General features: G+C 71.2%; 18 protein-coding genes and 1 pseudogene. 8 read left to right on the forward strand and 11 right to left on the reverse strand.

Annotated elements, in window-relative coordinates:
• The first annotated feature begins 7 nt into the window (after positions 1 to 7).
• Entirely contained in the window at positions 8 to 1,243 is a 1,236-nt protein-coding gene (locus ACIQI8_RS13015) for a cytochrome P450 (RefSeq protein ID WP_402348329.1), read from the forward strand.
• Here ACIQI8_RS13015 and ACIQI8_RS13020 read toward each other — a convergent pair.
• A complete protein-coding gene (locus ACIQI8_RS13020) occupies positions 1,206 to 3,287 on the reverse strand; it encodes a bifunctional glycosyltransferase 87/phosphatase PAP2 family protein (RefSeq protein ID WP_402348332.1) in 2,082 nt (693 codons plus the stop codon). The two genes, ACIQI8_RS13015 and ACIQI8_RS13020, sit on opposite strands and share 38 nt — an antisense overlap.
• Positions 3,288 to 3,562: 275 nt before the next feature.
• Between ACIQI8_RS13020 and proP the strand changes: the two genes are divergently transcribed.
• Together proP and ACIQI8_RS13030 are read left to right on the forward strand one after the other, a co-directional pair.
• Positions 3,563 to 4,948, forward strand: a complete 1,386-nt coding sequence (gene proP / locus ACIQI8_RS13025) for a glycine betaine/L-proline transporter ProP (RefSeq protein ID WP_402348335.1) — start codon at positions 3,563 to 3,565, stop codon at positions 4,946 to 4,948.
• A 143-nt stretch (positions 4,949 to 5,091) separates the two neighbouring features.
• Positions 5,092 to 5,763: an O-methyltransferase gene (locus tag ACIQI8_RS13030; protein ID WP_402348338.1), complete on the forward strand. Its 672-nt coding sequence runs from the start codon at positions 5,092 to 5,094 to the stop codon at positions 5,761 to 5,763.
• 37 nt (positions 5,764 to 5,800) lie between these two features.
• Here the strand turns inward: ACIQI8_RS13030 and ACIQI8_RS13035 are convergent, their stop codons facing one another.
• A complete protein-coding gene (locus ACIQI8_RS13035; protein WP_402348341.1) occupies positions 5,801 to 6,193 on the reverse strand; it encodes a hypothetical protein in 393 nt (130 codons plus the stop codon).
• Between the two features lie 81 nt (positions 6,194 to 6,274).
• Here ACIQI8_RS13035 and ACIQI8_RS13040 point away from each other — a divergent pair, with 81 nt between their 5' ends.
• Complete coding sequence (locus tag ACIQI8_RS13040; RefSeq protein ID WP_402348344.1) at positions 6,275 to 6,739, forward strand: DUF1992 domain-containing protein; 465 nt, start codon at positions 6,275 to 6,277, stop codon at positions 6,737 to 6,739.
• Here ACIQI8_RS13040 and ACIQI8_RS13045 read toward each other — a convergent pair.
• The 3 genes from ACIQI8_RS13045 to ACIQI8_RS13055 all read right to left on the reverse strand — a co-directional run bounded on the left by ACIQI8_RS13045 (position 6,728) and on the right by ACIQI8_RS13055 (position 10,207).
• Complete coding sequence (locus ACIQI8_RS13045) at positions 6,728 to 7,354, reverse strand: hypothetical protein (RefSeq protein WP_402348347.1); 627 nt, start codon at positions 7,352 to 7,354, stop codon at positions 6,728 to 6,730. The genes ACIQI8_RS13040 and ACIQI8_RS13045 overlap by 12 nt on opposite strands.
• 7 nt (positions 7,355 to 7,361) lie before the next feature.
• Positions 7,362 to 8,030, reverse strand: a complete 669-nt coding sequence (locus tag ACIQI8_RS13050) for a hypothetical protein (RefSeq protein WP_402348350.1) — start codon at positions 8,028 to 8,030, stop codon at positions 7,362 to 7,364.
• Positions 8,031 to 8,158: 128 nt separating this feature from the next.
• On the reverse strand, positions 8,159 to 10,207 hold the full coding sequence (locus ACIQI8_RS13055; protein ID WP_402348353.1) for a DHA2 family efflux MFS transporter permease subunit: 2,049 nt from the start codon (positions 10,205 to 10,207) through the stop codon (positions 8,159 to 8,161).
• 252 nt (positions 10,208 to 10,459) lie between these two features.
• On the opposite strand from ACIQI8_RS13055, the gene ACIQI8_RS13060 reads away from it, so the two are divergent.
• Entirely contained in the window at positions 10,460 to 11,431 is a 972-nt protein-coding gene (locus ACIQI8_RS13060) for a peptidoglycan-binding protein (RefSeq protein WP_402348356.1), read from the forward strand.
• Here the strand turns inward: ACIQI8_RS13060 and ACIQI8_RS13065 are convergent.
• The 4 genes and pseudogenes from ACIQI8_RS13065 to ACIQI8_RS13080 all read right to left on the reverse strand — a co-directional run bounded on the left by ACIQI8_RS13065 (position 11,391) and on the right by ACIQI8_RS13080 (position 14,894).
• Positions 11,391 to 12,095, reverse strand: coding sequence for a class I SAM-dependent methyltransferase (locus ACIQI8_RS13065; RefSeq protein ID WP_402348359.1), 705 nt, complete (start codon positions 12,093 to 12,095; stop codon positions 11,391 to 11,393). The two genes, ACIQI8_RS13060 and ACIQI8_RS13065, sit on opposite strands and share 41 nt — an antisense overlap.
• Positions 12,096 to 12,153: 58 nt before the next feature.
• Positions 12,154 to 12,711 carry an NADPH-dependent FMN reductase gene (locus tag ACIQI8_RS13070; protein WP_402348362.1) on the reverse strand — a complete coding sequence of 186 codons (558 nt, stop codon included), beginning with the start codon at positions 12,709 to 12,711 and terminating at the stop codon, positions 12,154 to 12,156.
• A gap of 129 nt (positions 12,712 to 12,840) precedes the next feature.
• Positions 12,841 to 13,709 (reverse strand): annotated as a pseudogene (locus ACIQI8_RS13075) (oxidoreductase).
• 180 nt (positions 13,710 to 13,889) lie between these two features.
• Entirely contained in the window at positions 13,890 to 14,894 is a 1,005-nt protein-coding gene (locus tag ACIQI8_RS13080; RefSeq protein ID WP_402348365.1) for an Lrp/AsnC family transcriptional regulator, read from the reverse strand.
• A 100-nt stretch (positions 14,895 to 14,994) separates the two neighbouring features.
• Here ACIQI8_RS13080 and ACIQI8_RS13085 point away from each other — a divergent pair, with 100 nt between their 5' ends.
• Entirely contained in the window at positions 14,995 to 15,984 is a 990-nt protein-coding gene (locus ACIQI8_RS13085; protein WP_402348368.1) for an NADP-dependent oxidoreductase, read from the forward strand.
• Between the two features lie 283 nt (positions 15,985 to 16,267).
• Here ACIQI8_RS13085 and ACIQI8_RS13090 read toward each other — a convergent pair whose 3' ends face one another.
• Both ACIQI8_RS13090 and ACIQI8_RS13095 read right to left on the reverse strand, forming a co-directional pair.
• Complete coding sequence (locus ACIQI8_RS13090; RefSeq protein ID WP_402348371.1) at positions 16,268 to 16,936, reverse strand: HAD family hydrolase; 669 nt, start codon at positions 16,934 to 16,936, stop codon at positions 16,268 to 16,270.
• 206 nt (positions 16,937 to 17,142) lie between these two features.
• On the reverse strand, positions 17,143 to 17,724 hold the full coding sequence (locus ACIQI8_RS13095) for a TMEM165/GDT1 family protein (RefSeq protein WP_402348374.1): 582 nt from the start codon (positions 17,722 to 17,724) through the stop codon (positions 17,143 to 17,145).
• A 387-nt stretch (positions 17,725 to 18,111) separates the two neighbouring features.
• Here ACIQI8_RS13095 and ACIQI8_RS13100 point away from each other — a divergent pair, with 387 nt between their 5' ends.
• The gene (locus ACIQI8_RS13100; RefSeq protein WP_402348377.1) at positions 18,112 to 18,756 is read left to right on the forward strand and encodes an HNH endonuclease family protein; all 645 of its coding nucleotides are present in this window, start codon (positions 18,112 to 18,114) and stop codon (positions 18,754 to 18,756) included.
• A gap of 101 nt (positions 18,757 to 18,857) precedes the next feature.
• Complete coding sequence (locus ACIQI8_RS13105) at positions 18,858 to 20,510, forward strand: alkaline phosphatase D family protein (protein WP_402348380.1); 1,653 nt, start codon at positions 18,858 to 18,860, stop codon at positions 20,508 to 20,510.
• The last annotated feature ends 15 nt before the right edge of the window (positions 20,511 to 20,525 follow it).

Consider the following 20,525-nt stretch of genomic DNA (forward strand, 5'->3'; position numbering starts at 1 on the left):
GTCACCCATGCCCTGTCCAGCTCTCCCCGACGGGTTCGACCTCACCGATCCCGACGTGCTGCACCACCGCGTGCCCCTGCCGGAGTTCGCCGAACTGCGCCGGGTCGAACCGGTCTGCTGGATCCCCCAGCAGGCGGGCATCGCCGGCTTCCAGGACGAGGGCTACTGGGCCGTGACCCGGCACGCCGACGTCAAGTACGTGTCCACGCACCCCGAGTTGTTCTCCTCGACCACCAACACGGCGATCATCCGCTTCCACGAGCACATGGAGCGCGACGCGATCGACGCCCAGCGGCTGATCCTGCTGAACATGGACCCGCCGGAACACACCCGGGTCCGCCAGATCGTGCAGCGCATCTTCACCCCGCGGGCCATCCGCGCCCTGGAGGACCGCCTGCGCGACCGCGCCCACGCCATCGCGGCCAACGCCCGTACCCACGCGGGCCCGTTCGACTTCGTCACCGAGGTCGCCTGCGAACTGCCCCTCCAGGCCATCGCCGAACTCATCGGCATCCCGCAGGACGACCGCACCAAGATCTTCGACTGGTCCAACAAGATGATCTCGTACGACGATCCGGAGTACGCGATCACCGAGGAGGTCGGCGCCGAGTCGGCCACCGAACTGATCGCCTACGCGATGAACATGGCCGCCGACCGCAAGCAGTGCCCGGCCAAGGACATCGTCACCACGCTGGTGGCCGCGGAGGACGAAGGCAACCTGAACTCCGACGAGTTCGGCTTCTTCGTACTGATGCTGGCGGTGGCCGGGAACGAGACGACCCGCAACGCGATCACGCACGGGATGCACGCCTTCCTCACCCATCCCGACCAGTGGGAGCGGTACAAGCGGGACCGACCGGCGACGGCGGCCGAGGAGATCGTGCGCTGGGCCACCCCGGTCAACGCCTTCCAGCGCACCGCGACCCAGGACACCGAACTCGGCGGGAAACTCATCAAGAAGGGCGACCGGGTCGGCGTCTTCTACGCCTCCGCCAACCACGACCCCGAGGTCTTCACCGACCCCGACACCTTCGACATCACCCGCGACCCCAACCCCCACCTCGGCTTCGGCGGGGGCGGCCCGCACTACTGCCTGGGCAAGTCCCTGGCCGTCCTGGAGATCGACCTCATCTTCAACGCGATCGCCGACGCCCTCCCGGACCTCACCCTGGCCGGCGACCCCGACCGGCTGCGCTCCGCGTGGATCAACGGCGTGAAGCACCTTCAGGTCCGGACGGGCTGACGCACACCGGCACCGAACTCGGGTCGGCGGCCTTCCCGGCGCCGCCGGCCCGTCCCGCGAGGCGTGCCCGCGGACCCTGGAGCAGGTAGGACAGCCCGAACCCGGCGCCGACGACCGCCGCGCCGCCCGCCGCGTCCAGCACCCAGTGGTTGCCGGTCGCGACGATCGCCGAGACGGTGAAGAACGGGTGCAGCAGGCCCAGCGCCTTCATCCACCACTTCGGCGCGATGATCGCGATCACGACACCGCACCACAGCGCCCAGCCGAAGTGCAGGGACGGCATCGCCGCGTACTGGTTGGTCAGCGCCGTCAGGGTGCCGTAGTCCGGCTTGGAGAAGTCCTGGACGCCGTGCACGGTGTCGATGACGCCGAGACCGGGCAGCAGGCGCGGCGGGGCCAGCGGGTAGAGCCAGAAGCCGACCAGCGCGAGCAGGGTCGCGAAGCCCAGGGACGTACGGGCCCAGCGGTAGTCGACCGGGCGGCGCACATACAGGACGGCCATGACGCTCAGCGGCACGACGAAGTGGAACGACTCGTAGTAGAAGTCGAAGAAGTTCCGCAGGAAGTCGACCTTCACCACCGCGTGGTTGGCCCAGTGCTCGATGTCGATGTGCAGGAAGCGCTCGATGTCGAGGATCTGGTGCCCGTGCTCCTCCGCCCGCACCCGGCCGGCCGAGTTGGAGCCGCCGGTCGCCGCGAGCCGGACCTTCTGGTAGGCGGCGTAGGTGACGCGGATGAGGAGCAGTTCCAGCAGCAGGTTCGGGCGGGTCAGCACCCGGCGCAGGAACGGCAGCAGCGGGACGTGCTTGAGCCGGGCCGGCACGGGGGCGGCGTACTCGGTGGGGATCGGGGCGCGGTAGTACGGCGAGGTGCGCGACAGGAACGGGATGACGGTGGCCGCGGCGAGGGCGGCGAGCAGGACGACGTTGTCGCGCAGGGCGTACACCGCCGACATGTTCGGCAGCATCATCTTGGCGGGCAGCGTCATCACCAGGACGACGGCGACCGGCCACACGTACCGGTCGGAGGCGCGCTTGCCGACCCGTCCGACGACCGCGAGCAGCACCCACAGCAGCTGGTGCTGCCAGGTGGTCGGGGACACGGCGATGGCCGCGCAGCCGGTGACGGCGACCGCGAGGAGGAGCTGTCCGTCGCGCGCGTAGCGGACCGCGCGCCGCACACCGAGGACGGCGACGGCGGCGCCGAGCGTGAGGAACAGGCCGATCTCCAGCGGCCCGGACAGACCCAGGCGCAGCAGGGCGCCGTGCAGGGACTGGTTGGCGAGGTCGTCGGCGGGGCCGCCGAGACCGGTGCCCGCCATGTGGTGCACCCAGTAGGTGTACGAGTCGTGCGCCATCGCGGCCCAGGCGATCGCCGTACAGGCGGCGAAGGTGACCCCGGCGGAGACGGCGGCGCGGCGGCGGCCGGTGAACCACAGGAGCGGCGCGAAGAGCAGCACGGTCGGCTGGAGGGCCGCGGCGACGCCGATCAGCAGGCCGCCGGTCCGCTCGCCGCGGACGGTGAAGCAGCCCAGCAGCACGAGCAGGACCGGGATGATGCTGGTCTGGCCGAGCCACAGCGTGTTGCGCACCGGCAGCGACAGCATGAGCAGGCTGATCGCGACGGGCGCGGCCAACAGCGAGCTGCGACGGGTGACCGGCTTGGGCAGGGCGCGGGCGGCGATCAGCCCGAGGGCGACGACCAGGAGCAGCGTGCCGAAGGTCCAGCCCCAGCCGAGGGCCTGTTCGGCGGCCTTGGTCAGCGGCTTCAGGACGAGACCGCCGAAGGGCGTACCGGTGAAGCGCGTCGAGTCGTACAGCGACCCGTTCACGTGCAGGACGCCGTTGGTACCGACCCAGGTCTCCAGGTCCGTCAGCCGGTCGCCCTCGGGGGTGCTCAGGACGACGACGACCTGGCGGACGGCCAGTATCGCGGCGACCAGCCACAGACCCATGCGTGCCGCCCGCAGCCGCCCTCTGACGGCTCCGGCGGCCGTCGCCCGGAAGGCATCCGCCGGTCGCCCGCTGTGCTCCACGTTCGCCACGCCTCGTAGGCCTCCCGCCCCGTTTTCTGTGTGCCCCCACAGAGAGACGCAGGCTACCCCGGCTTCACCTGTCGTCCGTTCTCCTTTTGTCTGGACGACGATAGTGCGCCGGAGGTTGGGTTGCCTCGGCGGGACGCGAGATGGATCACAGTGGCGTCCGCCGGGAACCGCTCGGGGGCGGGTGAGCGGCACTGCGCACACGCCCTTTTGCTGCCCTGCGCAATCAAGTGCATACGGCACGTATACGCCCCGACCGCCCCTATGGTCGGTCGGATATGTCCCTCCTGCAGACAACACCCAGTCCCCCGTCCGAGTACCCCGCCCCCGTTCGCCCTACCGACGCCCCCGACGTCACCGTCACCGATCCCGCGCTGGTCCGGCGGGCCGTGAAGGCCGCCGCGCTGGGCAACGCGATGGAGTGGTTCGACTTCGGCGTCTACAGCTACATCGCGGTGACGCTGGGCAAGGTGTTCTTCCCGTCCGGGAATCCCACCGCCCAGCTGCTGTCCACCTTCGGCGCCTTCGCCGCGGCCTTCCTGGTCCGCCCGCTCGGCGGCATGGTGTTCGGCCCGCTGGGCGACCGGATCGGCCGCCAGAAGGTCCTCGCGCTCACGATGATCATGATGGCCGCGGGCACGTTCGCGATCGGCCTGATCCCGTCGTACGGGTCGCTCGGCGTCGGCGCCCCGCTGCTGCTCCTGGCCGCACGCCTGGTCCAGGGCTTCTCGACCGGCGGTGAGTACGCGGGCGCGTCCACCTTCATCGCGGAGTACGCGCCGGACAAGCGGCGCGGGTTCCTGGGAAGCTGGCTGGAGTTCGGCACGCTGGCCGGTTACGTCGGCGGCGCGGGCCTGGTCACGCTGATGACGGCGCTGCTGTCCACGGACGACCTGACGTCCTGGGGCTGGCGGATCCCGTTCCTGATCGCGGGCCCGATGGGCATCATCGGCCTGTACCTGCGGCTGCGCCTGGAGGAGACCCCGGCCTTCGCCGCCGAGGTCGAGAAGTCCGAGGCGAACCGCCCGAAGGTGCCGCTGCGCGAGATGGTGACGGGCCAGTGGCGGGCGCTGCTGCTGTGCGTGGGCCTGGTCCTGGTCTTCAACGTCACCGACTACATGCTGCTGTCGTACATGCCGAGCTATCTCACCGGTGAACTCAAGTACGACGAGACGCACGGCCTGCTCGTGGTCCTGGGCGTGATGGCGCTGATGATGGTCGTCCAGCCGTTCGCGGGCGCCCTGACCGACCGGATCGGCCGCCGCCCGGTGATCGCGGCCGGCTGCGCGGGCTTCCTGCTGCTGTCCGTCCCGGCGCTGCTGCTGATCCGCCAGGGCGGCCTGGGCGCGGTCGCGCTCGGCATGGCCGCTCTCGGCCTCCTCCTGGTCTGCTTCACGGCCGCGATGCCGTCCGCGCTCCCGGCCCTGTTCCCCACCCGGGTGCGCTACGGCTCCCTCTCCATCGGCTTCAACGTGTCGGTGTCCCTGTTCGGCGGCACGACCCCGCTGGTGGTGACGGCCCTGGTGGGCGCGACCGGCGACCTGATGATGCCCGCGTACTACATGATGGCGGCGGCCGTGATCGGCGGCTTCGCCGTCTGGCGCATGACCGAGTCGGCGGGCCGCCCCCTCCCGGGCTCGGCACCCTCGGTGGAGCCCCGCTGACCGGTACGGCGGTCACGGGGACCGGCGCAGCCCGCGCGAGTGGCGAGGCGCCTGACGGGGAACCCGCACAGGGCAATGTTCGTTAGCGCACCTAGTTAGAAACTCTAATGAGACATCCGCGAGGCCACGGGAGGCACGGACTCATGAGCGAGTCGCAGGTCTGGGACGCCGTCGACGACTACTTCACCGCCCATCTCACCCCGGAGGACGAGGCCCTGACGGCGGCCACGCGGGACAGCGAGGAGGCCGGTCTGCCGCAGGCCGCGGTGACCGCCCCGCAGGGCAAGCTCCTGCAGCTCCTCGCCCAGATCCACGGCGCCGGCAGGATCCTGGAGATCGGCACCCTGGGCGGCTACAGCACCATCTGGCTCTCCCGCGCGCTGCCCGCCGACGGCCGGCTGATCTCCCTGGAGTTCAGCGCGAGGCACGCCGAGGTCGCGACCGGCAACATCGCGCGGGCCGGCCTCGACCACCTCGTCGAGGTGCGGGTGGGCCCCGCCCTGGAGTCGCTGCCCAAGCTGGCCGAGGAGAACCCGGCCCCCTTCGACCTGGTCTTCATCGACGCCGACAAGGGCAACAACGCGCACTACGTCGAGTGGGCGCTCAAGCTGACCCGCCCGGGCAGCCTGATCATCGTCGACAACGTCGTCCGGGAGGGCCGGGTCACCGACCCGGACAGCACCGCCGCGGACGTGGTCGGCACCCGCGCCGCCATCGAACTGATCGGCGCCCACCCGAAGTTGAGCGCCACGGCGATCCAGACGGTGGGCACGAAGGGGTACGACGGGTTCGCGCTGGCGCGGGTGCTGGCGTAGGGGTCGGCGCCCGCGCGGCTTCCGGCCGGTGCGGGGCTCAACCCTCGTGGTAGAAGCCGACGTTGACGCTGCGCGGGGCGGTGCGGTCCTGGACGACGATCTCGCCGCTGCCGCCCCGGGGCAGGGTCACGCTGCCGCCGTACACGAGGGGCTGCGCGTACTCCCCCACGATCAGGCGGACTTCGGAGGACGGGTCGGGCTGCGAACCGCGCAGCCAGGAGACCTGCCAGACGCCCTCGGGGCCGCACAGGAACTCCAGATGGACGCGGGAGACGAACAGCCAGTCGTCCGGCGTCACCAGCCGGCACACGGACTTGTCGCGCCCCACCCGGAGCACGGCACCGGGTTCGCTCTGCGCATCGGCCATGAGCATGCCGGCCGTGGCCCCCTCTTCCGTCCCGGAGACGGTGGCCATGGTGAGTTCGAGCACGCGGCGCTCCTCGTGAAGTGTCCTTATGCAGCCGCCGCATGATAAATCGCCCGGCCATGTCGCGTCCGGCACAATGGACTCATGACCGAGCGAAAGCCTCCCGGCGTACCGTTCGAATCCTGGGTGGACAAGCAGATCCGCGACGCGGAGGCGCGCGGTGACTTCTCCCAGCTCCCGGGCGCGGGCAAGCCCCTGCCGGGCGGCGCGGACACGACGTACGACGAACTCTGGTGGGTGAGGCAGAAGCTGGCCCGCGAGGGCTTCTCGGTCCTGCCGCCCACCCTGGCCCTGCGCAAGGAGGCCGAGGACGCGCTCGCGGCGGCGTACGCGGCTCCTTCGGAGCGGATCGTGCGGAAGATCATCACCGAAGTCAACGTCAAGATCCGCGAGATGATGTACAAGCCGCCGCCCGGCCCTCCCCTGGGCAAGAAGCCCTACGACGTCGAGGACGTCGTCCGCGAGTGGCGCGAGCGCCGGGCGGGGGACGGGTCGGGCGGGACGGCCGGACCGGGTGGACCGGTCGGACCGGGCGGGTCAGGCGTGTAGCAGCCGCTCGGCGATCTCGCGGTAGTCCCGCAGGGCCAGCCGGAGTTGCTCGGTGTCGGAGTGGTCGTCGGACGTGGCGTCACCCTCCTGCCAGGACCTGCGCAGGGTGCGGCGGCGCTGGGTCAGCGCGTCCGTGTAGCGGCCGGTGATCTCCTCCACGACGTGGTCGGCTTCCTCGACGGCCGTACGAGGGTCGTCGACGAACCCGGACAGCGCGTGCTGGAGCCGCTCGGCGAGCTTGTCGGTCTCGTCCTTCGGGAGCAGGGGGGACGAGGACGAGGACGGCGTCGAGGACGAAGTCGACGGCGGGGTCGAGGACTTCGGGCGCGAGGATGTCTGCGCCGGGTCCCTGCCGTCGGTCGACTGCGTGGATGTCGGTGCGGGTGTCCCCGTGCGGTCGGGGGTGTCCGTACGCGTGGAGGTGGAGGTGGGAGTGGGTGCGGGGACCCTGCTCTCATCGGTGCGGGCGGACGTCTTGGTCTCGTCCGTACCCGTACGCGTCTCCGAACGGTCCGACCGGTCCGAGCGCGCGGACGTCGGTATCGGCGTCGGTGCGGCTGCGGGCGTGGAACCGGGCGTGGACGCGGGTGTGGAACTCTTGGTCTCGTCGGCCATGGTGGTGTCAACCGCCCTTGATCGTCTGTTCCTTGTCGGATGAGGTGTCGTGCGATCGCCTGGCCGTCTTGCCAGGGAGCTTGTCGGACAGCTTGTGAGACGTCCCGTCGTGGGACGTGCCCCGCGCGGTGCGGGCGCCGTCGATGAGCGACTCGAAGAGCGCGCGGGCCTCGACCATCGCCTCGCGCAGTTCCTCGGTGTCGGCGCGGGTGTCGTCGGCGCGGGCCACGCTGTGCACGTGGCGGTAGCCGTTGACGTCGGACGCGTGGTGGACGGAGAGCGCGGCGAGCTGCTCCTCGTACTGGGCGCCGTCGGGGAAACCGCGGACGGTGGCGAGTTCGCCGAGCAGCTGGTCCGCGTCGGCGACGGCCTCCCGGGGCGAGTCGACGAACCGCTCCTGCGCGGCCGCCCAACGGGCCTCGAACTGCTCACGCCGGGCCGGCTCCAACGGCTGCTCGCGCAGCGATCCGTGCCGCTCAACGCGCTCTGCGAGCTCACGTTCGGCGGCCTTGGTGTCGCCGTCGTGGCGGGTCACCGCGCGGTCGTACTCGGGACCGAAGCGGTGCTTCAGATCCCGACCACCGACGCCGCCGCGGCTACGCAGGGTGAGGGCGGCCGCAACAACGACCACGACCGCCACGATCACGATAACGATGATGATCATGCCTGTGGACATGGGTGCCTTCCGGATGCTTCGGCCCAACGGGCCGGTTCTCTCTCCGGGTTGCCCGGAACCGGGCACTCAAACTGCACGGGCCCGGACGTCGAGGTGGCGCCCTGCCGGCCGGCGTCCAGGCCGGGTCGTCAACTGATCCGCGGTGCTGATCCGTTGTGGGGCTGTTCGCTGTCCGAGCCGCAGAGTTCGTTGGTGAGTTCGGTGACCAGTTGGGTGAGGTCGGTGGGGCGGTCGGGGGTCCACCAGTCGCCCAGGAGGGTGGCGAGGGATTCCTCTCGGGCCTTGGAGAGGTGGTCGGCGGTTTCTCGGCCCTCGGGGGTGAGGACCAGGTCCAGGCCCTCCCGGGTGGCGAGGCGGCGTTCCTCCACCTGGCGGGCCGCGGCGAGGATGACCGGCAGGGGTACCGTGCCGCGTTCGGCGAGGACCGCCGGTTCCGCCCAGCCGTTGCGCCGGATGCGGAGCAGCAGCCAACTGGCGGCCGGGAGAAGGTCGTAGCCCGCCCGCTCGGTGATCTGCTGGTAGATCTCGCGCCGGCCGTCCCGCGTGCCGAGCACGGACAGGGCGCGGCACACCTCGTCGTAGGAGGAGCGCTCGACCGGGTTGCTGGCGAGCGTCTCCGTGAGGTCGGGCGCGGTGACCGAGCCGCGCAGGCGGTCCTCCTTGAGGAACCACGCCAGGACGAAGCCGAGGAGGGCGACGGGGGCCGCGTACAGGAACACGTCCGTGATCGAGGACGCGTACGCGTGAATTGCCGGGTCCCGTAGCGCCGGCGGCAGGGATCCGATGCCTCTCGGGTCGGACTTCAAGGTGTCCGCCGAGATGCCCGTGGGGAGGCGGGTGTCCTGGAACGCGTCCGTGAGTTTGTCGGACAGGCGGCTCGCGAAGACCGTGCCGAAGATGGCCACGCCGAAGGACGCGCCGATCGAGCGGAAGAAGGTCGCGCCCGAGGTGGCGACGCCGAGATCCTCGTACGAGACCGAGTTCTGCACGATGAGGACCAACACCTGCATGACCAGGCCGAGTCCGAGGCCGAAGACGAAGAAGTACGCGCTCATCTCCGCCGTCGAACTGTTCTCGTCGAGGCGGTGGAGGAGGAGCAGGCCGACCGTCGTGACGCCTGTGCCCGCTACCGGGAACACCTTCCAGCGGCCGGTCCGGCTGACGATCTGCCCGGACGTCGTGGACGACAGCAGCAGGCCGATCACCATCGGCAGCATGTGCACGCCCGACATGGTCGGCGTGATGCCGTGCACCACCTGGAGGAACGTCGGCAGATACGTCATCGCGCCGAACATCGCGAACCCGACGATGAAGCTGATCACCGCGGAGAGGGTGAAGGTACGGACGGTGAAGAGCTTGAGGGGCAGGACGGGTTCCGCGGCCCGCCGCTCCACCCGCACGAAGACCACCGCCAGGACCACTCCCAGCACCGCCAGGCCGATGATCTGCGGCGAGCCCCAGCCCCACGTCGTGCCGCCCAGCGAGGCGACCAGCACCAGACAGGTCGCGACGGACGCGATCAGGAACGTACCGAGGTAGTCGATGACGTGCCGCGTCGACTTGCGCGGGATCCGCAGCACGGTCGCGATCACCGCGAGGGCGACCAGTCCGACGGGCAGGTTGATGTAGAACACCCAGCGCCAGCTGAGGTGTTCGGTGAACAGCCCGCCGAGCAGCGGGCCCAGCACACTCGTCGCCCCGAACACCGCGCCGAACAGCCCCTGGTAGCGCCCGCGTTCGCGCGGCGACACGATGTCCCCGACGATCGCCATCGACAGCACCATCAGGCCCCCGCCGCCGAGCCCCTGCAGCGCGCGGAAGCCGATGAGCTGGGGCATGTTCTGCGCCATTCCGCACAGCGCCGAACCGATCAGGAAGATCACGATCGCCGTCTGGAAGAGCCGCTTGCGCCCGTACTGGTCACCGAGCTTGCCCCACAGCGGGGTCGCGGCGGTCGACGCCAGCAGATACGCGGTGACCACCCAGGACAGGTGCTCAAGCCCGCCGAGGTCGCTGACGATGGTGGGCAGCGCGGTCGACACGATCGTCTGGTCGAGGGCGGCGAGCAGCATGCCGAGAAGCAGGGCACCGATGGAGACCAGCACGTTGCCGGACACGGGTTCCCCGGCGGCACTGCCCTTCTCGGGAGCACTGCCCCGCATCGGTGCGTCTCGCATATTTCCCGTCATACCGTGCGCATCCTCGGCCATGAAGACCTCCAGCGGCTCTCGTTACACAGCGCCCTCGGCACAGCACCCTCGCCCTCGCCTTCCCCTCCATGGTGATCGGTGTGAACCGTTATGGCCTGTCGAGTCCCGTTGACGCCCGATTTACCGGGACCCTCCCCGGGGGCCGACCGACAGCGACTGTGGAGAGGGTCTGCATAATCTCTGGAGTTCGTGGGGGAACTGCGGAGGGAGGGACGACGCGTGACAGAGCCGACAGGCCACGAGTGCCCGGAGTGCGGGGCACCGAGAGGGGCCGACAACACCCCGTCGTGCGGCTGCACACAGCGGGCGTCCGACGCCCTGCGCGATGCCCGCACGGCGGAGGCGGCCGCGGCGGAGGACTTCGACCCCCTCCGCATACGGCCGTACGTGGAGTTGGCGGGCGAGGACGGCGTGGGCAAGGAGGTCCCCTCGGCGTTACCGGCCGAGGAGACGGTGACGTCACCGGCCGAGGAGACCGTGCCGTTGCAGGCCGTGGACGCCACGTCCCTGCTGCCGCCGGTACCGCCGGTGCCGCCTTCGGGCGAGGAGCCGCCCGACTACGGGGACGAGGCCGAGGAGGACGCCGGGCCCGTACGTCGGCGCCGTACCGTCCTGCTCGCGGCCGGCGGCGCCGTCGTCGCCGTGGTGGCCGCGACCGGGCTGGCGAGCGGGTTCCTGTCGTACCAGACGCCGTCCCGCGACAACGCGGCCTCGGGCGGGGTACGGGCGAGCGTGCCGGACGCGTCGAGCGCGACGGCGTCCGTGTCGCCCGCGCAGGAGACCGGGTCCCCGTCGCCGACGTCCGCGCCGCCGTCACCCTCCGCCAGCACGAGCCCGACGCCCTCGACGTCCCCGTCGGCCACCGCCGTCTCCCCGACGCCGACCCGGTCGACCGAGCCCACCGGCACACCCTCGACCGTCGGAGCGACCGGGACGATCCAGGAGGGCGGCGCCGACAGCAGCACGCCACCGGTGCTGCGACGCGGCGACCACGGCGCCGAGGTGGTCGAACTCCAGGAACGGCTCGGCCAGTTGAACCTGTACGTCGGCAAGCACGACGGCGACTTCAGCACGACGGTGGAGAGTTCGGTACGGACGTTCCAGCTCGCCAGGGGCATCAGCGCGGACGAATCCGGGGTGTACGGGGCGGCTACGCGGGCGAAGCTGGAGTCCGAGACGACGGAGCCGTAGCCCCGCAGTCGCAGTCGGCCCGGGCGGGGACCAGCAGGTGATGGACGTAGGCGGGCGGCAGGTTGGACAGGACGATCTCGCTGCCCACCACGTGCGGGGCTATGGCCTCGCGCAGCACGTGCCGGGAGCGGGCCTGTCCGGGATCGAGCAGCTGCCCGGCCCGGCCCCCGACGTAGCTGAAGAAGGAGAGCCGGCCGCCCGGCCTGAGCGACGACAGGAGTTGGCCGACGATCGCTTTGACCTGTGCGGGCGGGAGGTTCGCGAAGGGCAGCCCGCACACGATGTTGTCGTAGTCGCCGAGCCGCTGGTCCTGGACGAAACCGTGGTGCAGGCGGGTGCGGTGGGCGATGGCGGCCAGTCGTGTGTCGTGCCGCAGGGCCGAGGCCAGGTGGTCGACGAACGGGCCGTTGGCCTCCACGAGTTCGAGCGTGTCGTACGGGCCCAGACGCTGGGCGAGGTGCCGGGTGACGGCTCCGGTTCCCGGTCCGACCTCCAGCACGGCGCGCGGCCGGTGTGCGCTGCCGGGTCGGATGTGCCGGGTGAGCGCCCGGGACAGGGCGGCCCCGCTGGGCACCAGGGATCCGGTCGTTCTCGCCGTGCGGGCGAACTGCAGGAGGAAGGCCATGGCTTCCGCCAGAGCGGCCGGCGCGGTGGGGATGGTCACGTGGGCACCTTCGCCTTGCTGATCGGACAGGGTGAGCTGAGACCGGGGACGGGGCAGGTCATGCCACCGCCGGATCGGGAGCGTGCAGGGCCGCGAGAGCCTGTGTCACGGCGGTGGTGACCTTCGGGTCGTGCGCGGCCTGCTTCCCGTCGAGGGTGCGCAGGCTCAGCACGGGGGTGGGGGCCGCGGTGGTGCGGGCGCCGGCGGCGCGAAGGATCGCCTCCAGGTGGTCCTCGGCGCCATGGGAGCCGTAGCCGATGACCAGGCCGGTGGCCGGCTTGCCGGCGAGGGGGGCGTCGCCGCGGGGACGGGAGAGCCAGTCGAGGGCGTTCTTCAGGGCGGCCGAGATGCTGGCGTTGTTGACCGGGCTCAGGACCAGCAGACTGTCGGCGGCGGCGACCTGGGCGCGCAGGGCGGCCACGGCGGGCGGGGCCGGGTCGGTGTCCAAGTCCTCGTTGAACAGCGGGAGTCGGTCCAGGCCGGTGGCCAGGACGACTTCGTGCTCCGGGTGGTCCTGCGCTACGGCGGCGTGGGCGACCTGGGTGGTGACGGCCTCGGCGCGCAGGCTCCCGGACAGGACCAGCGTGCGGTGACGGGTGGCGGACGACTGTGACATGAGAGCGAACTCCAGGGGGAGGAAGGGAAGGAGCAGGAGAGGGAGGACAGGGCAGCTCAGGGCGAGCCGGAGAAGCGCCATGGGGCGGGGGCGGCGGACGGGCCGGCGGGGACGGGCGGGCCTGCGAGGTCAGTGGGCCGCGTCGGCGATGGCGTCCAGCGTGCGCAGCGTCTCCACGGACAGGCCGATCGCGGCGGCGGCGATGTTCTCGGCGAGGTGGGCGCGGGTGGAGGTGCCGGGATCAGCAGCATCGTGGGAGAGCGGTGCAGCAGCCACGCCAGAGCGATCTGCCGCGGAGTGGCCCCGAGGTCGGCCGCGACCTGTTCCAGCGCCTTGGCCTGCAGCGGCCGGAACCCGCCCAGCGGCCAGAAGGGCACGAACGCGATGCCCTGCTCGGCGCACCGGTCCACCAGGGCGTCGTCCTGGCGGAAGGCGACGTTGTAGTGGTTCTGCACCGCGACGACGGGTGCGATCCGCTGCGCGGCCTCGACCTGCTCCGCGCTGACGTTGCTCACGCCGAGGTTGCGGATCAGGCCCTGTTCGCGCAGCTCGGCCAGGACCGTGAACGGCTCGACGATGTCGTCCCCCGCCAGGGTGTCGGTCATCCGCAGATTCACCAGGTCCAGCGCCTCAAGACCCAGGTGGTCCAGGTTGTCGTGGACGGCCTGCACGAGCTCCGGCCGCGACAGCGCCGCGGGCCACCCGCGCTCGGCCGTGCGGCGCGCGCCGACCTTGGTGGCGATGTGCAGACCCTCGCGGTAGGGGTGCAGGGCCTCACGGACCAGCTCGTTCACCACGTGCGGGCCGTAGTAGTCGCTGGTGTCGAGGTGGGTGATCCCCGCCTCGACGACGGCGCGCAGCACGGCCAGGGCCTCGTCGCGGTCACGCGGCGGGCCGTAGGCCATCGGCCCGGCCAACTGGAGGGCGCCGTAGCCGACGCGGGTCACGCTCAGGGTCTCGGACAGGCGCAGGGTGCCGCCGGGAAGTACGTCGCTCATAGCGAGCTCCTTGCTGAGAACACACTCGGGGGTGGTGTCTCAACCGTGCCGCCGCGACGACGGAATCAACAGTCGATCACGGTGAACCCGCGTCGAACCTCCAACGAGGCGGCTTCACTCTGACTGTACTTCCGTCATGCATCGATCTGACCGACACATCGTGCATCACCACCTTGCCGCTCAGGTCGGGATCAGGCGGCCGTCGCGGAGTCGGGTGCCCGCCTGCTTGAGGCGGTGCAGGACCGGGACGACGTCGACCTGGTGGACCGCGTCGAGGGCGCCGACCTTGGTGGTGACATAGGCGAAGAGATCGTCCATGGTGCGGCAGGTGACGGTCACCAGGAGGTTGGCGGATCCGGTGACCGCGGCGGCGAAGGTGGTCTCGGGATGGGCGGAGAGCATCTCGCCGGTGGCGTTCAGGCGGCCGGGGGCGACGGTGAGCCACAGGTAGGCGGGGGCGTGGAAGCCGAAGCGCGGGTACGCCAGGTCCACGGCGACGCGCAGGGCCCCCGCCGCGAGCAGTTCCTCCAGGCGCGCGGAGACCCGGGACTTCGACCAGCCGCAGGCGCGGGCGAGTTCGACCACACCGGCGCGTCCGTCGCGGGCGAGTTCGGCCATCAGCGGGGCGTCCTGGTCGCGGGGGGCCACGTCGTCGCGGAGTTCCGGGTCGGTCGTTCCGGCGGTGGCGCGCCGCTGCGGGTCGGAGGCGTGCAGCAGTGCCGCCTGGTCGTCGGTCAGAGGGTCGTCGAAGGCGAGCCACTTGGCGCGGGTGCCCAGGTACATGTGCATGACCGCACAGGCGTCGAAGCCCAGGACCTTGGCGGTGCGCGGCAGGCGTTGCAGCACTGATCCGCCCTGGTCGCGCAGCCCGGTGCGGGCCTGGCACACGACCTCGGAACCGCCGGAGGTGACGCTGACGTAGGAGGTGTCCTCGCGGGCGGCCAGCGCGTCCGCCAGGGCGTCGGTGGCGTCAGGACGGCACTGGACCCGGACCAACCAGGTCTGGTCGCCGTACAGCCCGTGTCGGGGCAGGGCGCGCACGCGGACGGCTCCGTCGGCGACCAGGGCGCGGTAGCGGCGGGCCACGGTCTGCTCGGAGACCTCGGCCACCTCGGCGATCCGCCGGAAGGAGGCCCGCCCGTCGCGCAGCAGGCATTGAACGATCCGCCGGTCGATCACATCCATGACGGAATTATAGAGAGACTCGATCGATGGACATGGAGCTTCAGCCGCAATATGGCGGTCTGGCTGGGAGCACGAAGTGGGCCGGGCGGACAGTGGTGCGATGACCGAATCCCCACGCACCGAGGAGGTCGACGTCATGCGCGCCGTCACGTTCACCCAGTTCGGTGGCCCGGATGTCCTCACGGTCGACGAGCGCCCGATCCCCGAGGTCCCTGCCGGGCACGTACGGGTCAGGGTCCAGGCGGCCGCCGTACACCCCTTGGACGTGGTCGCCAGGGCCGGCTGGCTGGGCCCGATGGTGCCCCCGGGACCGACGTACGTGCTCGGTGTCGACGCCGCCGGCACCGTCGACGCGATCGGGCCCGGGACGTCCGGCTTCGACGTCGGGCAGCCCGTGCTGGCGATGTCGAACTGGCCGGAGACCAAGGTCGGCACTCAGGCGGAGTTCGTGGTGCTGCCCGCGGCCTTCCTCGCGCCCGCCCCGGCTGGCGTGGCACCGGCCGCCGCGGCGACGCTGCCGCTCAACGCCCACGCCGCGGCGCAGGCGCTGCGGATCCTCGGACTGGGGGCCGGTGATCGGATCGCCGTCACCGGAGCGGCGGGCGCCATCGGCGCTTTCGCGGTCCAGTTGGCCCGACACCAGGGCCTGGACGTGGTCGCCGTCGCCGCGCCGGAGGACGAGCCGTACCTCACCGGTCTCGGGGCGACCTTCGTAGCCCGTGGCGCGGATCCTGCCGACGCGGTGCGCAAGTCCGTGCCGAGCGGGGTCGACGGACTCCTCGACGCCGCGTCGGTCGGGTTCGCGGCGATCGGGGCCGTGCGCGACGGCGGTCTCTTCGTCGCGGTGACGCCGCCCGGTGTTCCGCCGTCGGAGCGCGGTATCGGGGTCGGCCTGGTGCAGGCACGTGCGGACGGCGCCGAACTCACCGAACTGGTGGGCCTGGTGGAGAGCGGCCGACTGGACCTGCGCGTCGCCAGGACGTTCCCGTTCGAGCGCGCCGCGGAAGCGCACACGATACTGGCGAAGGGCGGCTTCCGAGGCGGCATCGTGCTCGTCACGGCCCCCGATCCGAATCCGGAGACCGCCTGAGCCAGATCGCGTACGGCGCCGGACGATGACCCCCAAGGCCACACCGGGACCGGCGCCCATCCGGAGACCGCCCGCGCCACATCGCGCACGCCACGAATCCGGAGACCGCCCAAGCCCGATCACGCACAGCTCCGGACGATGACCTCCAAGGCCACACCGGGGTCGGCGCCGATCCGGAGACCGCCTGAGCCGCGCCTAAGCCACATCGCGCCCGGCGCCGATCCAGAGACCGCCCAAGCCACCCCGTACCCAGCGTCGCCCCCGCGCCCCCAGTCCGAGACCCCTACGCCACGTAAAGCCGGATCCCGCCGCCCGCGACGCCTTCGACCCGTACCTGCGTCAGATCCCGCACCACGACGTCCGGCTCATGGAAGTCGGCCCGGGGACCCACCCCCACCACCCGCATCCCCGCGGAGCGCCCCGCCGCGATGCCCGCCGCCGAGTCCTCGAAGACGATGCAGTCGGCGGGGTCGACGCCCAGTTCGGCCGCGCCCTTGAGGAAGCCTTCGGGGTCCGGCTTGCTCGCGCCGACCGACTCGGCGGTGACGCGGATGTCCGGGAGCGCGAGGCCGGCCGCGGCCATGCGGGCCGTCGAGAGGGCCACGTCGGCCGAGGTCACCAGGGCGTGCGGGAGGCCCGCAAGGGACGCGAGGAACTCCGCGGCGCCCGGGACGGGGACGACACCGTCCAGGTCGGCGGTCTCCTCGGCCAGCATGCGCGCGTTGTCGGCCATGTTCTGCTCCATGGGCCGGTCGGGCAGCAGGACCGCCATCGAGGCGTACCCCTGGCGGCCGTGGACCACCTTCATGACCTCGTCCGCGTTCAACCCGTGCCGCTCCGACCAGCGCCGCCAGCAGCGCTCGACGACGGCGTCCGAGTTGACGAGGGTGCCGTCCATGTCCAGCAGGAGGGCGCGGGCGGTGAGGACGGTGGGCACGGTGGTGGCCGTCATCGGCAGCTCCAAGGCGGCGGGAAGGGGCCTGCGGGTCGGACCCCCGGAGGGACAAAGCGCCCCGCCCGCCGGTCAGGGAGAACGGGCGGGAGCCACTTTGTTCATCCACGGTACAAAACATCTCCCGCATCCGCCACCGACTCGGGAAACAGTTCACCGAACGTTCAGCTCGGCCGACCCCTGCCCCGAACCCCCGCCCCCGAACCTCAGCCCGTGACCGCTTCCCACAGGCTCCACACCCCGAGCGCCAGCATCAGCAGCGCCGCGACCTTCGTGATCAGCACCAGCGGCACCCGCTTCATCAGCGCCTTTCCGCCGACGATGCCGAGCCCGGCGACCGCCCAGAGGCCGAGCAAGGCACCGAGACCCACAGACAGCGGATCGTCGTAGCGGGCGGCCAGGTTCGCCGTCATGATCTGCGTGAGATCTCCGAACTCGGCGACCAGGATGAGCATGAATCCGGTGCCCGCAACCTTCCAGAAGGACTGGTTCTCGGGCTTGCGGATCTCCTCTTCGCCCTCGTCCTTCTTCATCAGCAGCACGGCCGCACCCCCCAGGAAGAGCACACCGGTGATCGCGTGCACGAGCTGCTGCGGGAGGAGGGTCAGGACGCTGCCCGCGGCGACAGCCAGCGCGACATGCAGCGCGAAGGCGGCGGCAACGCCCGCGAAGACGTACGAGGCGCGGTAACGGGTACCCAGGACAAGCCCGGCGAGTGCGGTCTTGTCGGGCAGTTCGGCCAGGAAGACGACACCGAAGACGACTGCCGTCACGGTAAAGCTGATCAAGGTTCCTCAATCGGTCGGGGCTGCCCCACCGAGAGTGCGATTGCTGTCCGCGGACACCTCGGCATGACAGCGCACACGAAAAACGACTAGTGCACTGCTTGCCGAAGGTCTCGCTGGCCGATCCGTCCGCAGCGATCGCGACGAACCTGCCTCTGGGCGCCGGCTCAGACGAGCTGAGCAGTATGTCGACGGTCCAGCGAAGAGCTACTCCCCTTCTGCGCCGTCCACTGTACGCGACCGGCGCACACGGCAGAAGTTCGACCGTGCACCTTGTCATGTCATGTACGCGTCACTAGCTTCTTACCCAACGCACACCCCACCGCAACACGGCACCGCGAGCATTCCCTCGCTCGCACTCCAACGTCCCCCCACCCCAAGGGAGTTCGTATGCCGAAGTTCTACGCGCGTCGACGGCTGAGCATACTCGCGGCGTTCACCGGACTCATAGCCTCCGTCGCTCTGTTCAACGGTCCGAACGCCTCCGCCGCCCTCCCCACCCCCGTCAGCGCCTCCACCGCCCGCACCTACCTCGCCTCCCTCACCGTGGCGACCGAGGTCAGGACCGGCTACGCCCGGGACCTGTTCCCGACCTGGATCACCATCAGCGGCACCTGCAACACCCGCGAGTACATCCTCAAGCGGGACGGTACGAACGTCGTCACCGACTCCGCCTGTGCCTCCACCAGCGGCAGCTGGTACTCCCCCTACGACGGCGCCACCTGGACCGCCGCCTCGGACGTCGACATCGACCACCTCGTGCCGCTGGCCGAGGCCTGGGACTCCGGCGCCCGCAACTGGACCACCGCCCAGCGCCAGTCCTTCGCCAACGACGTCACCCGCCCGCAGCTCCTCGCGGTCACGGACAACGTCAACCAGTCCAAGGGCGACCAGGACCCGGCCACCTGGATGCCGTCCCTCACGTCCTACCGCTGCACCTACGTCCGCGCCTGGGTGCAGGTGAAGTACTACTACGACCTCTCCGTCGACTCGGCCGAGAAGTCCGCGCTCACGAGCTACCTCTCCGGCTGCTGATCCGGCGACGGCCGCTGATTCGGTAACGGTGATCGCCGGACACTGTCCGCCCTCCCCCGTCGTTCAATACCGTACGGTGCGACGGAGGAGGGGCGATCATCGTGGCCGAACTGCGCCTGGGACCACTGCTGAGGTATGCCGACGGCTCGTCCGCGACCGTATGGGTCGAGGCGAGCCGACCGTGCACCGCCGAGGTGCGCTGCGCGGACGGCAGCGCCGGACAGGCCCGCACCTTCCAGGTCGCGGGCCATCACTACGCGCTGGTGGCGGTGACCGGGCTGACCCCCGGCACGACGACCGCGTACGAGGTGTTCCTGGACGGCACGCGCGTGTGGCCGCTGCCGGACTCCCGTTTCCCGCCCTCCGTGATCCGCACCGGCGTCCTCGACGACGGCGTCCGCGTCACCTTCGGCTCCTGCCGCTGGGCCGCGCCGCCGGCCGGCGGTCACGACCCCGTCGGACCCGACGCCCTGGACTCGCTCGCCACCCGCATGGCGGCCGACCCGGACGGCGAACGCCCGGACGTGCTCCTGCTGTTGGGCGACCAGGTGTACGCCGACGAGACCTCGGACGCGACCAAGCGATGGCTGGCGGCCCGGCGCGGCCTGAGCGACGCCCCGGGCAGCGAGGTCGCGGACTACGAGGAGTACACGCACCTCTACTACGAGTCCTGGCTCGACCCCGAGGTGCGCTGGCTGCTGTCCACCGTGCCCAGCTGCATGATCTTCGACGACCACGACGTGATCGACGACTGGAACACCTCCGCCGCCTGGCTTGAGGACATGCGGGCCACCGACTGGTGGCGGGAGCGGATCCTGAGCGGCCTGATGTCGTACTGGGTCCACCAGCACCTGGGCAACCTCTCCCCCGACGAGCTGGCCGCCGACCCCCTCTACGCGGCCGTCCGCGCCGTCCCGGACGCCACCGACGACCTGCGCGCCTTCGCCTCCAAGGCCGACGCCGACGCGACCTCGGTGCGCTGGAGCTACCGGCGCGACTTCGGCCGGGTCCGGCTGCTGATGGTGGACAGCCGCGCGGCCCGCGTCCTGGACGAGGAGTCCCGCTCGATGCTCGACCCGGGCGAGGCCCAGTGGCTGCGCGAACAAGCCCTGGCGGACCGGGAGTCGTACGACCATCTCCTGATCGGCACCTCACTGCCCTGGCTGCTGCCGCATCTGGTGCACGACGCCGAGCAGTGGGACGCGGCCCTGTGCCGGGGGGAGCGCGGGGCGCGCTGGGCGCGGTTCGGGGAGAACCTGCGGCGCACGGCGGACCTGGAGCACTGGGCGGCCTTCCCGACGTCCTTCACGGCTCTGGCCGACCTGATCGCCGAGGTCGGTTCCGGGCCCACCGCGCCGGCGAGCGTGCTCGTCCTCTCCGGAGACGTGCATCACGCGTACGTGGCCGAGGCGACCTGGGCCGAGGGCGCGCCGGACGCGCGAGTGCTGCAGCTGACCTGCTCGCCGGTCCACAACTCCGTACCGGCGTACATGCGCGTCGGCTTCCGCTTCGGCTGGAGCGCGGTGGCGCGTGCGCTGGGCCGGCGGTTCCTGCACCACGGCCGGTGCGCGCCGTTGCCGGTCAAGTGGCGCAGGAAGGGCGGGCCTTGGTTCGGCAACCAGCTCATGACACTGACGCTGCGCGGGCGTTCGGCGGGGCTGCGGCTGGAGCAGGCGCGAGTGCGGGCGGGAGCGGAGGCGGGGACGGTCGGCGATCTGAAGACGGTGACGGAGTCCGTCCTGACCTCCGAATGACCCCGCCCCCACCCT

It is taken from the genome of Streptomyces sp. NPDC092369 (genome assembly GCF_044755245.1).
Taxonomy (GTDB): Bacteria; Actinomycetota; Actinomycetes; order Streptomycetales; family Streptomycetaceae; genus Streptomyces.

Bases quoted from the DNA above. Each gene is read 5' to 3' on its own strand.
- ACIQI8_RS13090 (WP_402348371.1), bottom strand. From the start codon at position 16,936: ATGACGGCCACCACCGTGCCCACCGTCCTCACCGCCCGCGCCCTCCTG.
- ACIQI8_RS13080 (WP_402348365.1), bottom strand. From the start codon at position 14,894: ATGGATGTGATCGACCGGCGGATCGTTCAATGCCTGCTGCGCGACGGG.
- ACIQI8_RS13085 (WP_402348368.1), top strand. From the start codon at position 14,995: ATGACCGAATCCCCACGCACCGAGGAGGTCGACGTCATGCGCGCCGTC.
- ACIQI8_RS13015 (WP_402348329.1), top strand. From the start codon at position 8: ATGCCCTGTCCAGCTCTCCCCGACGGGTTCGACCTCACCGATCCCGAC.
- ACIQI8_RS13050 (WP_402348350.1), bottom strand. From the start codon at position 8,030: ATGTCCACAGGCATGATCATCATCGTTATCGTGATCGTGGCGGTCGTG.
- ACIQI8_RS13040 (WP_402348344.1), top strand. From the start codon at position 6,275: ATGACCGAGCGAAAGCCTCCCGGCGTACCGTTCGAATCCTGGGTGGAC.
- ACIQI8_RS13030 (WP_402348338.1), top strand. From the start codon at position 5,092: ATGAGCGAGTCGCAGGTCTGGGACGCCGTCGACGACTACTTCACCGCC.
- ACIQI8_RS13100 (WP_402348377.1), top strand. From the start codon at position 18,112: ATGCCGAAGTTCTACGCGCGTCGACGGCTGAGCATACTCGCGGCGTTC.
- ACIQI8_RS13055 (WP_402348353.1), bottom strand. From the start codon at position 10,207: ATGCGAGACGCACCGATGCGGGGCAGTGCTCCCGAGAAGGGCAGTGCC.
- proP (WP_402348335.1), top strand. From the start codon at position 3,563: ATGTCCCTCCTGCAGACAACACCCAGTCCCCCGTCCGAGTACCCCGCC.
- ACIQI8_RS13070 (WP_402348362.1), bottom strand. From the start codon at position 12,711: ATGTCACAGTCGTCCGCCACCCGTCACCGCACGCTGGTCCTGTCCGGG.
- ACIQI8_RS13045 (WP_402348347.1), bottom strand. From the start codon at position 7,354: ATGGCCGACGAGACCAAGAGTTCCACACCCGCGTCCACGCCCGGTTCC.